The organism is Micrococcaceae bacterium Sec5.8 (assembly GCA_039636775.1).
In the GTDB taxonomy this organism is placed as follows: domain Bacteria; phylum Actinomycetota; class Actinomycetes; order Actinomycetales; family Micrococcaceae; genus Arthrobacter.
In genome coordinates this window covers 3783160-3797980 of sequence record CP143429.1, presented here as the reverse complement: position 1 = coordinate 3797980, position 14821 = coordinate 3783160, and the positions used below count along the sequence as shown (strand labels likewise).

14 protein-coding genes are annotated in these 14821 nt (G+C 65.8%); 9 read left to right on the top strand and 5 right to left on the bottom strand.

What is annotated here, in order from left to right; all coding sequences use genetic code 11:
- The 3 genes from VUN84_17510 to VUN84_17500 all read left to right on the top strand — a co-directional run bounded on the left by VUN84_17510 (nt 1) and on the right by VUN84_17500 (nt 2272).
- Entirely contained in the window at nt 1-660 is a 660-nt protein-coding gene (locus VUN84_17510) for a 3-oxoacid CoA-transferase subunit A (protein ID XAS64054.1), read from the top strand.
- Nucleotide 661: 1 nt separating this feature from the next.
- Nucleotides 662-1351 (top strand): 3-oxoacid CoA-transferase subunit B, encoded by a 690-nt coding sequence (locus tag VUN84_17505; GenBank protein ID XAS64053.1) that lies wholly within the window; start codon nt 662-664, stop codon nt 1349-1351.
- A gap of 105 nt (nt 1352-1456) precedes the next feature.
- Nucleotides 1457-2272 carry an IclR family transcriptional regulator C-terminal domain-containing protein gene (locus VUN84_17500; protein XAS64052.1) on the top strand — a complete coding sequence of 272 codons (816 nt, stop codon included), beginning with the start codon at nt 1457-1459 and terminating at the stop codon, nt 2270-2272.
- On the opposite strand, the gene VUN84_17495 is transcribed toward VUN84_17500, so the two are convergent.
- A complete protein-coding gene (locus tag VUN84_17495; GenBank protein XAS64051.1) occupies nt 2269-2517 on the bottom strand; it encodes a hypothetical protein in 249 nt (82 codons plus the stop codon). The genes VUN84_17500 and VUN84_17495 overlap by 4 nt on opposite strands.
- A 230-nt stretch (nt 2518-2747) precedes the next feature.
- Between VUN84_17495 and VUN84_17490 the strand changes: the two genes are divergently transcribed.
- The gene (locus tag VUN84_17490) at nt 2748-3692 is read left to right on the top strand and encodes a diacylglycerol kinase family protein (GenBank protein XAS64050.1); all 945 of its coding nucleotides are present in this window, start codon (nt 2748-2750) and stop codon (nt 3690-3692) included.
- Nucleotides 3693-3730: 38 nt separating this feature from the next.
- On the opposite strand, the gene VUN84_17485 is transcribed toward VUN84_17490, so the two are convergent.
- Nucleotides 3731-4615 (bottom strand): amino acid-binding protein, encoded by an 885-nt coding sequence (locus VUN84_17485; protein XAS64049.1) that lies wholly within the window; start codon nt 4613-4615, stop codon nt 3731-3733.
- Between the two features lie 386 nt (nt 4616-5001).
- Between VUN84_17485 and VUN84_17480 the strand changes: the two genes are divergently transcribed.
- From VUN84_17480 to VUN84_17460, 5 genes are all read left to right on the top strand, one after another.
- Nucleotides 5002-5961 carry an ABC transporter ATP-binding protein gene (locus VUN84_17480; protein ID XAS64048.1) on the top strand — a complete coding sequence of 320 codons (960 nt, stop codon included), beginning with the start codon at nt 5002-5004 and terminating at the stop codon, nt 5959-5961.
- 19 nt (nt 5962-5980) lie between these two features.
- Complete coding sequence (locus VUN84_17475; protein ID XAS64047.1) at nt 5981-7135, top strand: ABC transporter permease; 1155 nt, start codon at nt 5981-5983, stop codon at nt 7133-7135.
- Nucleotides 7132-8295 (top strand): ABC transporter permease, encoded by a 1164-nt coding sequence (locus tag VUN84_17470; protein XAS64046.1) that lies wholly within the window; start codon nt 7132-7134, stop codon nt 8293-8295. The genes VUN84_17475 and VUN84_17470 overlap by 4 nt, the downstream gene beginning before the upstream one ends.
- A gap of 92 nt (nt 8296-8387) precedes the next feature.
- Nucleotides 8388-9167 (top strand): IclR family transcriptional regulator, encoded by a 780-nt coding sequence (locus VUN84_17465; protein ID XAS64045.1) that lies wholly within the window; start codon nt 8388-8390, stop codon nt 9165-9167.
- Between the two features lie 94 nt (nt 9168-9261).
- On the top strand, nt 9262-10452 hold the full coding sequence (locus tag VUN84_17460; protein ID XAS64044.1) for a 4-hydroxybenzoate 3-monooxygenase: 1191 nt from the start codon (nt 9262-9264) through the stop codon (nt 10450-10452).
- A 166-nt stretch (nt 10453-10618) separates the two neighbouring features.
- On the opposite strand, the gene VUN84_17455 is transcribed toward VUN84_17460, so the two are convergent.
- The 3 genes from VUN84_17455 to VUN84_17445 form a co-directional block, all read right to left on the bottom strand.
- Nucleotides 10619-12388: an iron ABC transporter permease gene (locus VUN84_17455; protein ID XAS64043.1), complete on the bottom strand. Its 1770-nt coding sequence runs from the start codon at nt 12386-12388 to the stop codon at nt 10619-10621.
- Between the two features lie 47 nt (nt 12389-12435).
- Complete coding sequence (locus tag VUN84_17450; GenBank protein ID XAS64042.1) at nt 12436-13503, bottom strand: ABC transporter ATP-binding protein; 1068 nt, start codon at nt 13501-13503, stop codon at nt 12436-12438.
- Between the two features lie 94 nt (nt 13504-13597).
- A complete protein-coding gene (locus VUN84_17445; GenBank protein ID XAS64041.1) occupies nt 13598-14680 on the bottom strand; it encodes an extracellular solute-binding protein in 1083 nt (360 codons plus the stop codon).
- Between the last annotated feature and the right edge of the window lie 141 nt (nt 14681-14821).

Genomic DNA, 14821 nt, shown 5'->3' with positions numbered 1-14821 from the left:
ATGCTGAGCTTCGTAGAATCGGTCCAGGAAGCCGTTTCCGGCGTCCGGGACGGCTCCACCATCATGATCGGCGGCTTCGGCAACGCCGGCCAGCCGTTCGAATTGATCGACGCGCTCATGGACGGCGGCGCCACGGACCTCACCGTGGTCAATAACAACGCCGGCCAGGGCGACCAAGGCCTTGCGCTGCTGATCAAGGAAGGCCGGGTGAAGAAGATGATTTGTTCCTTCCCGCGGCAATCAGACTCCTGGCATTTTGACGGCAAGTTCCGGGCCGGGGAAATCGAGCTCGAACTCGTCCCGCAGGGCAACCTGGCCGAGCGGATCCGCGCCGCAGGGGCCGGGATCGGCGGCTTCTTCACGCCCACGGGCTACGGCACGACGCTGGCCGAGGGCAAGGAAACCCGCTTCCTGGACGGCAAGTGGCAGGTGTTCGAGACGCCCATCCACGCCGACGTTGCGCTCATCAAGGCCCTCACGGCCGACGGCAAAGGCAACCTCGTCTACCGCAAGACGGCCCGGAACTTCGGCCCGATCATGGCAGCCGCGGCCAAACACACCGTCGTCCAGGTATCCGGGATCGTTCCCACCGGCGGCCTCGATCCGGAAATCATTGTGACTCCCGGCATTTACGTCAACAGCATTGTGAAGGTGGCCTGAGATGAGCGTGCAGTCCAACAGCCAGGCCGGTCTCCAAAGCTCGGACCAGCCTCTGGGCCGCGATGACCTCGCCCGGCTGGTGGCCCGGGATATCCGGCCGGGCTCCTTCGTCAACCTGGGCATCGGCCAACCCACCCTGGTCTCCAACTACCTGTTGCCCGAGCAGAACATCACGCTGCACACCGAGAACGGCATGCTGGGCATGGGTCCGGTTGCCACCGGGGACCAGATCGACGGGGACCTCATCAACGCAGGCAAGATTCCCGTGACGGAACTGCCCGGAGCCTCCTACTTCCACCACGCCGACTCCTTCGCAATCATGCGCGGCGGCCATCTGGACATTTGCGTACTGGGTGCCTTCCAGGTCTCCGCGACCGGCGACCTCGCCAACTGGCACACCGGCGCGCCGGACGCGATCCCGGCTGTCGGCGGTGCCATGGACCTGGCTACCGGCGCCAAAGACGTCTTCGTGATGATGACCCTCCTGACCCGCGAAGGTGTCTCCAAGCTTGTCCAGTCCTGCGGCTACCCGCTTACGGGCATCGGTTGCGTGACCCGGGTCTACACGGACAAGGCCGTCTTCCTCACCGGGCCCGGCGGCGTGGAGGTCCGCGAAACGTTCGGCTGCACCCTTGAAGAACTGCAGCGCATGGTTCCGGTGCCACTCAAGGCCGCGGCCACCGCACGCTGAGGATCTGCCGGCACGGATCAAGACGGCATGGATCCAGACGGCAGGGAAAGGACGGCAGGGAAAGGACGGCACGGATAAAGTGGGGCGGAAACGAGAGGCGAGGACATGAGAGAGGCAGCAAGCACTGCCGGGACCGGTGGCGCGCCCGCGGCCAGCGACCAGTATGTGCAGTCGCTGGCACGCGGGCTGGCGGTGATCCGCGCCTTCGACACGGATCACCCCAAGATGACGCTGACCGAGGTGGCGGCCCGGACAGATCTGACCCGGGCCACCGCGCGGCGGTTCCTGTACACCCTCGTCGAGCTGGGCTATGTCCGCACAGACGGCAAAATTTTCGCCCTGACCGCGAAGGTGCTGCAGCTCGGCTACGCCTACCTGTCAGGGCTCTCACTGCCGCAGCTGGCCCAGCCACACCTTGAGGAACTGTCCCTGAAGTTGGGGGAGTCGACGTCGGCCGCCGTGCTGGAGGGCACCGACATCGCCTACATCGCCCGGGTGGCGACGCGGCGCATCATGACCGTCGGGATCACTGTGGGCACCCGGTTCCCGGCCTACGCCACCTCAATGGGGAGGATACTGCTGGCGGCGCTGCCGCCAGCCCAGTTGCAGGCCTACCTCGCTGCCGCCAGCATCCGGCCCCTGACGCCGCTTGCCATCGGCACCCGGGAGGGCCTGCTGGCGGAGCTCGCCCGCGTCCGGGCGCAGGGCTGGTGCCTGCTGAACCAGGAACTGGAGCCAGGGCTGATGTCCGTCGCCGCGCCGGTCCATGACGGGCCGAAGGTGGTGGCGGCCATCAACGTGTCCCTGCAGGCCCAGTTGGTAGCAAGCCGGCCGGATCCTGAGGCCTACCTGAACTCGGTGCGCGGGGCCGCTGTGGCTGCCGCGGAACTCATTTCCGCGGACCTGACCTCGGGGCGCTAGCTGGCCTCAGCCGACCTGCCCGACGCCGGCCCGGTGGAGACCGTAATGGTGACCCCGGAGTCGTCATCCCGGATGTTGAGGTGCAGGTCCCTGCCGACGAGCGAGGCGTGAATGTCCTCGCTGTCCGCCGGCGCGATCTGCTCGGCCAGACGGGTGACGGCCAGCGCCATCGCGCGGCCCCAATCGTGGGGATCCATGCTGGATGCCTCGGCCTCGGCCGCGTAATACTCCTGTGCTTCGGACATGTGCTGCTCCCGCTTTCCGCCCCTGGAACGCGTCCTGCCAGGCTAATCCGGACAGGCGGCCTGGCCGGCAGAGGGTTCGCGCCGGCAGGCTCCAGTACATGAGCATGGCCAGTCTAATGACCGTGGCGCTCGGACGTCCACGCTTCGCAACCCTGCTGCGGACGATCGGGGCGGAATCCCGCTAGGATTTCATCCGGGATACCCCACGCCCACTTGCCCTGAAGGACGCCATGTCAGAGAACAATTCCGCGCTTGAGAGCCCGCCACAGGGCAAGCGTGCCGCCGTCATCGTTAACCCCTCCAAATCCGGTGGACCGGCCCTTCAGGGAGCCATCTTCCGGCTTTGTGAAACGCAGGGATGGGCCGAGCCGCTCTGGCTCGAAACCACTGTCGAAGACCCCGGAACCGGCCAGGCACGCGAAGCCCTCAAGACGGGCGTCGACGTCGTGATCGCCGCGGGCGGCGACGGCACCGTACGCTGCGTTGCAGAGGTGCTCGCCGGCACCGGGACGCCGATGGGACTCGTCCCGCTGGGTACCGGGAACCTGTTGGCCCGCAACCTTGGCGTCGATATCACTGATCCGGTATCTGCCTGCTTCGATGTCCTCAACGGCAGCGAACGGGCCATCGACGTCGTCAAGGCAACGCTCAACCATTCAAACGAAGAACAAGTCTTCCTGGTGATGGCCGGCCTCGGCTACGACGCCGCCATCATGGCCGATACCGTGGACATGCTGAAGGACCGCATGGGCTGGCTCGCGTATGTGGAGGCCGGCATCCGTAAACTTCCCGGCAAACCGGTCAGGGCGAGGATCAGCGTCGACGGCGGAGAGCCTGTCCGCCGCCGGATCCGCAGCGTCATGATCGGCAACTGCGGCCGGATCATGGGCGGGGTGGAGATCTTCCCGGCTGCCACGTTGGACGACGGTCTGCTGGACCTTCTGGTCCTGGCCCCGCGCGGAAGGTTTGGCTGGCTGGGAGTCGTTGCCGGCATCTTTGGCCGGAACAAGCGCGAGACCGAATCTGTGGAGTACTTCCAAGGCAAGTCCGCCGAGATCACGCTGGAGACTGAGCAGGAATTTCAGCTCGACGGAGACCACCTCGGTACCGGCATGCATCTGGCCGTCTCAGTCGATCGGGATGCCCTGCTGATCCGTATGGCCACCAGCGCTTAGCGGCCGCCGGCAGCCGGCAGCGCAGAACCAACCCGGTGTCAGCGGCCGGAGACCGGGCGGTGCGCGAGGATCTCGGCGAGCTCGGCCAGCCGGTGCGCCCGGGCGGATTCCGCCGGGGTGAACGGCTCGCCCGGACGGACGAACGTGATGGGACCGTGCCAGGCTGTCGGGATCCTCAGTACGGTTCCAGCCGGGGCCGTGGCCCGGGCCGCTGTGGCAGCCGGCGCCGCGGTGCCCGTCTCTGGCCTGCTCTCGATCCGGGCGCGCAGCAGTTCAGCGACCGCAAACGGCAGCTCCTCCGGGTTGGCCGCGATCCTGGCCGCAAGACTCAGCGCCCCGGTCTGCCCGTCGGCCATGGCCAGCGCCGTGGTGGGCCAGACATGGGGGTCGTTGCCGCCGCCGTCGCGCAGGGCTTCCACCAGCTCCGCTTCGCCCAGCTCGCCGGGCGCGGACAGCACAAACTCATCCAGCACACCGCCGTCGACCGGGTGGACGTGGATGCTCAGGATGTTCGTGTCCAGCCCGGCGAGCGACTGCGTGAGTTTCTGCAGGGAACCGGGCCGGTCTTTCACGATGGTGCGGGCCCGCCAGAGGGCCGGGGCCGCGCCGAGCCGGCTGCGGTGCCGGAGGGCGGGGGCGTGCAGCCAGCTCCGCAGCATCCGCGCCGCGGACGGTTCCGCCACCCAGATGACCAGGATGGTGGCTGTCAGCGTGAGGACCAGGACCTTCGCCAGATAGGGCAGGTGAGTTCCCACCACCGCCGCGTGGACCACCAGCTCAATCGGCAGCATCACGGCGACGTTGGCCAGGGTCAGCCGGGTTTTGGTCGGTTCGGGCATCTGGCCGCAGACTTCGCAGCTCAGTTCGGAGGCGGCCGGAGCCTGAGGTCCGCCATGCTTGTTGCCGCGCGCTGAGGGCTTCATGGGTCCCATGATGTCCGCCGGCTGTTACGGGCCTATTGCCGGGCGGTGACGATTCCGCTCAGCTTAGCGGCTGCGCTCACCGGCTGTCTCGATCCCGATCGCCGCCTGCCAGTTCGGCGCGGAGATGCTCATCGCCCGCCAATACGTCCTTGCTCCAGGTCTTCGCTACGCCGCTGGCCCTCAGTTCGACCCTGCTGGTGGTTCCCTCGGCGCCGGGGCGGCGGTTTCGCGCGTCCCTCGTGACCGGCAACATGAGGTCCAAGTGCCCTGTCCCGGAATCCCGCATGGAAGGCTAGTCTGGACAGCACTGTGCAACGCGACTGTGCAACGCGACTGTGCAACGCGACTGTGCAACGCGACTGTGCAACGCGACTGGGGGAGTGCTTGTGGAAGTTGCTGAGGTAGCCATCAAGGACGTGCTGGACGTCAGCGGACTCGTCAGGCGCTACGGGGACCTGACCGCCGTCGACGGCGTTTCCTTCCACATCCGCACCGGGGAAACCTACGGGCTGCTGGGCCCCAACGGTGCCGGCAAGACCACCATCATCTCCATGGTCGCGGGGTTGATCCCCGCCAACGAGGGAACCGTCCGCGTGGCGGGCCGGTCCATGACCCCGTCCGAGACGGAGGCCAAGCGGGCCATCGGCCTGGTCCCGCAGGAACTGGCCATTTATCCGGACCTGACCGCACGGGAGAACCTGAAGTTCTTCGGTCGCCTGCAGGGACTCAACGGCAAGCAACTCACCCAGCGCACCAACGAGGTGCTGGAGCTTATCGGCCTGGGCGACCGTGCCGGCGACCTGACGAAGAAGTACTCCGGCGGCATGAAGCGCCGGCTGAACATCGGCATCGGCCTGCTCCACCGGCCCACCCTGCTGATCCTGGACGAACCGACGGTCGGGGTGGATCCGCAGTCCCGCAACGCCATCCTCGAATCCGTGGAGCGGCTCTCCGTCGAAGGCATGGCGGTGCTCTACACCACCCACTACATGGAGGAAGCCGAGCGGCTCTGCGACCGGATTGCCATTATTGACGAAGGCCGGATCCAGGCCGAGGGCACCCGGGACCAGCTGATCACGCTCACCGGCGGAGTGGACCGGATCAACCTCCGCGGCGGCGGCAGCATGTCCCGGGCTGCGGAGGCCCTTCGCGGGCTGCCGGCCGTACAGCATGTGGACAACGACGGGGCCGGGCTCATCCTCACCGTTAGCGACGGACCTACAGCACTCGCGGGGATCGTGACCGGCGCCGGGCTCGCCGGAATGTCCGTGACGTCCGTGGAGATTGTCCGGCCCGATCTGGAGTCCGTCTTCCTGCACCTGACCGGCAAGGCGCTGAGGGACTGAGATGCCCGGTCTGTGGACTATGGTCGCGAACGATCTCCGCCAGCGCATCCGGGACAAGTCTGTCTTCATCTTCTCCCTCATCGTCCCGCTGGCGCTCATGGGGGTACTGAGCCTGGTGTTCGGCGGCCTCGGCGAGGACACCGTTGACCTGCAGCCGGCCGTCGTCGTCGCCAGCGCCGACGACGCCGACCAGCTGGGCGCCGCACTCCTGGGCGCTGTCGATGCACTGGAAATCATCGACGTCACCATCAAACGGGTTCCGGCCGCGGACGTCCGCAACGAGACCCGGGCCAGCGGCGCCGACCTCGGCATCATCATTCCCGAGGGCTTCAGCAACGCGGTGCTGTCCGGACAGGCAGCGTCGGTCCAGCTGATCCAGGGTGACGGCGCCACGTTGGAATCCGGCGTGCTGATCGCCGTGGTCCAGGGGGTCGTGGACCAGTTCGCCGCAGGCACGGTGACCGCCGCCGCCGGCGGCATTTCCGGGCTGCCGCACCAGGAACTCGCGGGACTTGCCCAGCAGGCGGCGGCCGGACCGGCCCTGCTCACCCTGACCGAAGGGCAGGCTGCCGCCGAACAACTCTCGCTCCGCGGCACGCTCGTGGCCGGCCAGGCCGGGCTGTTCCTGATGTTCACGGTCGGGTTCGGCGTGTTGGGCCTGCTCGCGGAGCGGGAACAGGGCACCCTTGCCCGCCTGCGGTCGATGCCGGTCACCAGCAGCGCGGTAATCACGGCCAAGGCCTGCACCGGCTTCATCCTGGGGGTCGTTGCCACCACCGTCCTGCTCACCGCGGGCTCCCAGCTGTTCCGCGTTTCCTTCGGCTCGCCGCTCGTGGTGGCCGCCCTGATTCTTAGCGTCGTGACGGCAGCCACCAGCCTGACGTTTGTGGTGGCCCGGCTGGTCCGGACGGCGGAGCAGGCCAATGTGGCGCAGTCCATCCTGGCGATGGTGCTGGGGATCGCGGGGGGCGCTTTTTTCCCGGTCCAGGGGACCGGCTTCGCCGCCACGCTGCTGGACCTCAACCCGATCGGCGCGTTCATTCGGGGTCTCGGGATCTCGGCCGGGGGCGGAGGCCTCGGGGACGTGACAGGGCCGGTCGCGGTGATGCTGGCGTTCGCCGCGGCCGGACTGCTCCTCTCACGCATCGTGCCGGACCGGGGGGCGCAGGCATGAGCGCCATGTTCGCGATCGCCACGGTGGAGCTGCTGCGGTTCCTGCGGGACAAGTCGAACATCTTCTTCGTCTTCATCTTCCCCCTCATGCTCATTCTGCTGCTCGGGTCGCAGTTCGGTACCGGCAGCGGCCAGCCCCGGGTGGCCATCGCCGGACCCAGCAGCGCCCTGGCCCAGGCCCTGCAGGCGGAGCTCGAGTCGTCCGGCGTCGACGTCACCGCAGGCAGCCAGGACGCGGTGCGGGCGGATCTCAGCCGCGGCCGCACCGACGTCGCGGTTTTCCTGGCCGACGCCGACGCCGACGCTTTCGACGGTGGGCAGCCGGCGGGGCTCGACGTCGTGATGGCCCCGCAGTCCTCCGCCGTGGCCGTGATGCAGCAGGTCCGCACGGCCGTGCAGGCTGTGGGCCTGGACCGGAGCCAGCTCGCTGCCCTGACCGGCGCCGGAATCCCCGAGGAGCAGGCCCGCCCCGCCCTGGACCAGGCCGCAGCGCAGGTGGCGGTGCCTACGGTGGAGATCGTGGACACCGGCAACGTCGTGCAGGAGTTTCGCGGGCTGGGAAGATTCGATCTCGGTGCCTCGCAGCAGGTGCTGCTCTTTGTGTTCCTCAGCTCACTCACCGGTGCGGCCACGCTGATCCAGGCACGGCGGTTAGGCGTCGTCGGCCGGGTGATGTCCGCCCCGGTTTCCAGCGGCCAGGTCGTGGCCGGGCAGGCGCTGGGACGGTTCGCCGTCGCCTTCGTCCAGGGCGGATTCATCATGGTCGGCACCGCGCTGCTGTTCGGCGTCGACTGGGGCAATCTGTGGCTGTCCGCCCTGGTGCTGGTGCTCTTCTGCGCCGTCTCGGCAGCCGCTGCGATGATGGTCGGCTCGGTGATGGACAATGACACCGCCGCCGCCGGCGTGGGCGTAGGCGCCGGACTCGTCCTGGCGGGCCTGGGCGGCTGCATGGTGCCGCCCGAGTTCTTCCCGGAAACGCTGGCCGCGATCTCCTACGCCACGCCACACCGGTGGGCCTATGACGCGTTCGCCGCCATCCAGCGCCACGACGGCACCCTGGGCGACATCCTGCCCCAGCTGGGCGTGCTCGCCGGCATGGCTGCGGCGCTGCTGCTGCTGGGCGCCTGGCTCCTGCGGCGAAGCCTCAACCGGGCCCTGTAACGGCCCCGCCGATTTCGAGGGTAGAACCAAGGCCCCCGCGGGCACCTGCGGCGTAGAGTGGAAGCAGAATCCATTCAACGGAAGAGGCGGCGATGGCTAACTCCGGCACCGGGGACTCCGTGGTGGACCGCGTGGTCCGGGTGATTTCCGCGTTCCCCGAGGGCGTCACCGTGCTGCCGCTCTCCGAGCTCGCGGACCGGGCCGGACTGCCGCTGAGCACCGCCCACCGGCTGGTCCGGCAGCTCGCCGGGCACGGGCTCCTGGAACTGGGCAGCGGGGGATCCGTGCGGCCGGGCCTGCGCCTGTGGGAGCTGGTCAACCGGAATTCGCCCACCCTGGCCCTGCGGCAGGCGGCCATGCCTTTCATGGAGGACATCCAGCAGGTCCTGAACCAGAATGTGAACCTGGCCGTCCTGGAGGGCTGGGAGGCGCTGTTCGTTGAGCGGCTCTCCCGCCGCGGCTCGGTGGCGAACCGGGCCCAGATCGCCGGCCGGATGCCGGTGCACGTCTCTTCTGCCGGGCTGGCGCTGATGGCCAACCAGCCGGCGCCGGTCCAGGCCGAGTACCTCCACCAGTTCCACGATCCTGCCGGCAAGGTCGGGCCGGAAGACGTCCGCGACCTGCTGCAGGACACCGCTGGCCGCGGCTTTGCGCAGTTGGCCGGCGTCGTCGATCCGGACACTTGGGGGATTGCGGTGCCGGTACGGGACGCGCGGGACCGGACGGTGGCGGCGCTCGGCGTCGTCGTTCCCCTGCGCGAGATGCGCCTGCAGGCGCTGGTTCCCGCCCTGCAGACAGCGGCCCGCGGGATCGGACGTCAGCTGCCGGATCCGAGGACCACCGCCGGCTTCCATTCAGCGGAATCCCTGTAACGCTCATCACGTGCCCGGGCGCACACTGAAGCCAGAGACTCCACACGGCCCCCGACGCCCACCAGTCCGGGCCCCGCAACGAAGCGAGGACACCATGGAAAACCGCAAAGTCATCACCACCCAGGTCGCCATTATGGGTTCCGGCCCGGCCGGGCTGATGTTGTCCCACCTGCTCGCGAAGCGGGGAATCGAATCCACCGTCATCGAGGTCCGCAGCCACAAGGAAATCTCGGAAACCGTCCGCGCCGGCATCCTGGAGCATGGTTCCGTCAACCTGCTGGTGGACAGCGGCGCCTCGGACCGGGTGCTCCGCGACGGCGACCGGCACGACGGCATTGAACTGCGCTTCAACGGCGAGAGCCACCGGATCGACTTCCAGGACCTCGTCGGCGAGTCGGTCTGGCTCTACCCCCAGACCGACGTCTTTTTGGATCTCGCCGCCCGGCGCGAGGCCGACGGCGGCGACGTGCGTTATAGCGTCACGGACACCACCATCCACGACCTCGAGGGCACGCCAAAGGTCTGGTTCACCGATGCGGAGGGCGTGGAGTGGGAGCTGCAGGCGGACTTCATCGCCGGCGCGGACGGTTCACGCAGCCACAGCCGCTTCCAGATCCCCGAGGCCCGGCGGAAGTGGTATTTCCATGAGTACCCCTTCGCCTGGTTCGGCATCCTGGCCGAGGCCCCGCGCAGCTCCGAGGAACTGATCTACGCCAACTCTGAGAACGGGTTCGCCCTGATCAGCCAGCGGACCGACACCGTCCAGCGGATGTACTTCCAGTGTGATCCCAACGAGGACGTCAACAACTGGAGCGATGACCGGATCTGGGACGCCTTCCGCACCAAAGTCAACGGCAACGGCTTCGAACTCAAAGAGGGCCCGGTTATCGACAAGACCGTCCTGAAATTCCGCAGCTTCGTGCATGCCCCGATGCGGCACGGCAAGCTCTTCCTCGCCGGCGACGCCGCCCACACCGTTCCGCCGACCGGGGCCAAGGGCCTGAACCTGGCGCTGCACGATGTCAAGATGCTCTTTGAGGGCCTCGACAGCTACTACCAGACCGGCAACACGGTTCTCCTGGACGCCTACAGTGACCGCGCTCTGGACCGGGTCTGGAAAGCCCAGCAGTTCTCCTACTGGATGACCTCCATGCTGCACACCCCGGCCGACGGCGACGACTTCGCCCGTGCGCGCCAGCTTGGCGAGCTGAACGCCGTGGTGTCCTCGCGCCACGGCCGTGCCTACCTCGCCGAGGCCTACACCGGCTGGCCGGGCGCGCACTGATACCGGTGCCCGCTGCCAGCGGCGTGCTCTCAGGCACGAAACAGGGCCGCGACGCCATTCTGGCGTACTTCGGGGAACTGGGACCTGACCGGGCAACCCCTGCCGGCGGCATCAAGCTACCCGGCGACGGGTGGCGGCGGTCCCTGTGGCGCTTCCTTGCCGCCGGTCAGGGCACGAGCGCCGGATCGTTGGGCGTTGCCGCTGGCTGAGAGGGCAAGACGTCCTTGCCGCCGGCCCGAGTCCTGGGTTTCCGTGCAGGCTTTCTAGCCGCCCGGCCATAGACCAGATACATGGTTACCCCGGTGATGACCATGAGAAGCACTGTATAGACGAATGTGTTCGAGACGCCGTCAACGCCCTCGGCTCCGTCCGTGTTCGCCTTGATCACCAGCCCCAGAGGTTGAAATAGCGGGTGGGCCAGGAAGATCGCCGTATCGTAGTCATCCAGCATGCTGTTGAAGTTGAGCGCCATGATCGCCGTCGCTGCGGGCAGCACGATCGGCAAGAGAATCCGGCGGAAAATATATAGGGTTTTGGCGCCCATGATGTTCGCAGCTTCCTCAAGCGAGGAGTTCACGGAAGCGAACGAGGCCTTCAGCATGCGCAGGGTGAAGGGAATCTTCACGGTGACAAATGCAATGAGCAAGATAACGGTGGTTCCCGTCAGTACGGTGCCGCCCACCAGCGGGCTCGGGTGGTCGTAGCTGAGAATCAAGCCAAGGGCCAGCAACGCCGAGGGTAGGATCCACGGAATGTGGAGCAGGTACTCGAAGACACCCGTGACCCAGTTGCGGTGCTTCTGCAGAAGTCGGGCAACGAAAAGCAGTCCCCCGACGGCAATCACCGCGGCCAGTGCGCTGTAGACGATGCTGATGATGAACGGCCGCAGGCCCGACGGCTGGGTCAGCACCCGGATGTAGTTGTCCAGGGTAAGACTGCCTGGAGCGAGGCGCCCGGTTTGGATAGCTGCGCCGTCGGCGAAGGAATAGAGCACGATCAAGACGACCGGGAGGGTGTAAACGGCGAATAACAGGTAGGCGGCGGTGTGGACAACAGCGTTTGCTGCGGGATTGCGGATCTGCTGCTTTTGCAGCCCGGCGGAGACCTTGGACACGGAGAAGTAGGTGCCGCCCTTCTCCAGCCGGGTCATGACGGCCAGCATCAGGATGGTGGCGACTCCCAGGATGACGGCGAGCAGCGCAGCGAGATCCCGGGATGTGGGGCTGTTGGAGAACGTGAGGATCATCGGAGTGATGGTCTGAAAGTCCCGTCCGCCCAGGACTTGCGGCGCGGACAGCGCGCCCAAGCCGGTCAGGAACGAGAGGACGGTGACCGCAAACAGGGTCGGTTTGAGCATCGGAAGAACAATCCGCCGCAAGATGGTCCACGTAGAGGCACCCATATTCCGGGCAGCCTCGATGGTCTGGAAGTCGACATTTTTCAGCGCATTGGTGACGAACAACATGTGGTTGGTGGTCGTGGCGAAGGTCATCACTGCAAGGACGGCGAAGAATCCGGAAAACCATCCGGGATCCATCCCCGGAAACAGCGCCAGCAGGAAGCCGGTGACAATGCCTTTGTCCCCGTAGATGAATTTGTACCCGGCGGCCAGAACGATACCGCCATAAATAAACGTGGTGGCGTAGCCGAGGAACAGGATCCTTGAACCGCGAATCCTGAAGTACTGGGTGACCAGCACGATGAAGATGCCCACCAGGTTGACGGTGACGGATAGGACGATGGCCAGCAGGAAGCTGTTGCCGAGGGACTTCATCGCCCGCTGGGACGAGAAGAGTTTCTCGGCGGCGCGCCCGGAGAAACTTCCATTCGGGAAAAACGTCTGGATCAAAACGTTGGCATTCGGCCAGACCAGGAAAGCCGTGATGAACCACGTGAGGGCTATGCCGACGATGAGAACGGCGGGGGAACGGAGCATAGTCCGGATGCTGGTGCCGTTGGAATTTGCCCGCCTGCCCGCGGAGCTCACAGGCGGGCCGCCTGCTGCAGCCGGTTTTCCACGCCAGCCCCCGATTCCGGGTGGTACTGCAGGACGTGTTGTGGCTGAACGTAAACGGTTGCCTGGCTGCCCGTACCCGGTTGGGCCCCGCCGTCCTCCTTGACCAGCAGCCGGATGTCGGCGCCAAGGCAACGGACCACGTACCGGCTGTGCAGGCCGTGATAGGTCTTGGAGACCACGGTTCCTCCGATCGCGACGGCGGAGCCATCCCCGCCGCCGGCGTCCAGGGATGCCTTTTCCACCCGCAGGTATGAGTTAGCCGCGGGATCCAGCGTGTGCCTGGATTGACGGTTCAGTTCCGCAACAAACTCGCCCGTAAGGCGGGAACTGTCGCCGATAAAATTGCAGACAAATTCGGATGCTGAGTGGTCGTAGATGCTTTGCGGAGTGCCGATCTGTTCGATAACTCCGTTATTGAAGACGGCCACCCGGTCACTCATCGCCAGCGCTTCGTCTTGATCGTGGGTGACGTAAACCGTTGTGATGCCGAATTCACTCTGCAGATCCTTGAGTTGCTGCCGCAACTGGTGGCGGAGCTTTGCGTCCAAATTGGAGAGCGGCTCGTCAAGGAGCAGAATCTTCGGTTGGAGTACCAGGGCGCGGGCGACGGCGACCCGTTGCTGCTGACCGCCGGAAAGCTCCGATACGTTCTTGGCCATTTGCTCGTCCGAGAGGTCCACTCGTTTGGCAATATCGCGGACCAGGCGCTCGCTGTCGGCCCGCGTTTCCTTGCGAACCCGCAAACCGAAGGCGATGTTTTCCCAAACGCTCATGCTGGGGAACAAAGCATAGTTCTGGAAGACCATGCCGATCTGGCGCTTGTCGCTCGGAAGCCGGGTGACGGCCTTGCCGTCGACGTACACGTCGCCGGCAACCGGCTCGATAAACCCGGCGAGGGTGCGCAGCGCCGTCGTCTTCCCACAGCCAGAGGGTCCCAGCAGGGTAAAGAATTCACCCGGTTTCACCTCAAGGTCCAAGCCCGGAATGGCGGTGAAATCACCGAAGGTGACCTTGACGTTCTCGAAACGAATCATGGCTATCTGACTTTCTGGCGGTGGGGAAAACGGCCGGCGGCCGAGGCGTACCGGTTGCGACGGCAAATGCTGCCGGCAGCGACCTGACGCCTGCTCAGGTCATGTATTCGAGCTCGATCTTTTCGACCCACTTGCCCATGTTCGCCTGCACGAAGTTCCAATCGATATCCTGCTGCTTGAGCGAGTCGAAGAACTCGACTACTTCGGGCTTTGCCTTGGCCACGGCTGATTTGTTGACCGGCATGGAATTGAACTGCTGTGCCCAGTCACCCTGGGTCTGCGCGCTGCCAAACCAGTCGATAAATTTCAGGGCTTCGTCCTTTTTCTTGGAGCCCTTAACGAGCGCCACTTGCTCGATGGCCAGTGGAACACCGACAGACGGCATGACGGTCGCTACGTTGACCTTGAACGATTTTTCACGTTCGGCAATGATCGATGACGGCATCTGGCCCATGTCCGTGTCACCGGAGGCGATACGTGCGAAAAGGTCCGTCTTGGCCACTGCCGGGGTGCCGTTCTTGAAGTACTCTTCGACCTGCTTCCAGCCTTCATCTGAGATGCCCAGATCGCCGCCGTCGTCCTTGTAGCGGGTCAGGATGCTGGCGAACACCAGTTGCGCGGTTGCCGTCCCGAGGCCGGTGACGCGCTCATAGCGGGTTTTGAATTTGTCCTGGGTCCACAAGTCGGTCCAGTCCTTGGGGGCTTGTTCCTGGCTGAACTTATCGGAGTTATAACCCAAAAGGATGGCCTGCTGCACCAGGGGCCAGTAAGCCTTGGTTGCGCCCTGGTCTCCCTTGGCGCCGTCGACCTCGCCCGACCATGAGGGGGTGATCGGTTCGATGGCACCGGCGGCCTTTACCTGCTCGAAATACATATTGTTCAGCCCGAACGCGACGTCTGCTATCGGGTTGTTCTTCTCGGCAATCAACTTGTTAGTGGCGTCAGCGCCGCCGGCACCCACGATCTCGATCTTAAAACCAGCCTCAGCAGCCTTTGCTGTCAGCCACTCACCGCGGCCTTCACCATTGGAATTGGTGTAGACAATGAGGGTTTCGCCGGACGGCGGCCCGGAAGGCGCCACGGCGGCCGTTTCGGGCGCAGGATCGGAGGGTGTGGGGGCTGCTGCGCCCGCTCCGCAACCGGTAAGAAGGGCGACGGCGACGGCGCCGGCAACCATGGAATGCAATCTGCGCACGGGAGAGACTCATTTCTGCATGGGACCAGGAGGCAATGTCCGGCCAGCCTATAGCCGCACACGCCGGAAAAGCACCTAATCACCATCAAATTGACAATAAAATCCTGCTGGAGTCTCGAGTCT

Bases quoted from the DNA above. Each gene is read 5' to 3' on its own strand.
- VUN84_17505 (XAS64053.1), top strand. From the start codon at position 662: ATGAGCGTGCAGTCCAACAGCCAGGCCGGTCTCCAAAGCTCGGACCAG.
- VUN84_17510 (XAS64054.1), top strand. From the start codon at position 1: ATGCTGAGCTTCGTAGAATCGGTCCAGGAAGCCGTTTCCGGCGTCCGG.
- VUN84_17445 (XAS64041.1), bottom strand. From the start codon at position 14,680: ATGGTTGCCGGCGCCGTCGCCGTCGCCCTTCTTACCGGTTGCGGAGCG.
- VUN84_17485 (XAS64049.1), bottom strand. From the start codon at position 4,615: ATGAAGCCCTCAGCGCGCGGCAACAAGCATGGCGGACCTCAGGCTCCG.
- VUN84_17455 (XAS64043.1), bottom strand. From the start codon at position 12,388: ATGCTCCGTTCCCCCGCCGTTCTCATCGTCGGCATAGCCCTCACGTGG.
- VUN84_17470 (XAS64046.1), top strand. From the start codon at position 7,132: ATGAGCGCCATGTTCGCGATCGCCACGGTGGAGCTGCTGCGGTTCCTG.
- VUN84_17490 (XAS64050.1), top strand. From the start codon at position 2,748: ATGTCAGAGAACAATTCCGCGCTTGAGAGCCCGCCACAGGGCAAGCGT.
- VUN84_17450 (XAS64042.1), bottom strand. From the start codon at position 13,503: ATGATTCGTTTCGAGAACGTCAAGGTCACCTTCGGTGATTTCACCGCC.
- VUN84_17460 (XAS64044.1), top strand. From the start codon at position 9,262: ATGGAAAACCGCAAAGTCATCACCACCCAGGTCGCCATTATGGGTTCC.
- VUN84_17475 (XAS64047.1), top strand. From the start codon at position 5,981: ATGGTCGCGAACGATCTCCGCCAGCGCATCCGGGACAAGTCTGTCTTC.
- VUN84_17500 (XAS64052.1), top strand. From the start codon at position 1,457: ATGAGAGAGGCAGCAAGCACTGCCGGGACCGGTGGCGCGCCCGCGGCC.
- VUN84_17465 (XAS64045.1), top strand. From the start codon at position 8,388: ATGGCTAACTCCGGCACCGGGGACTCCGTGGTGGACCGCGTGGTCCGG.
- VUN84_17495 (XAS64051.1), bottom strand. From the start codon at position 2,517: ATGTCCGAAGCACAGGAGTATTACGCGGCCGAGGCCGAGGCATCCAGC.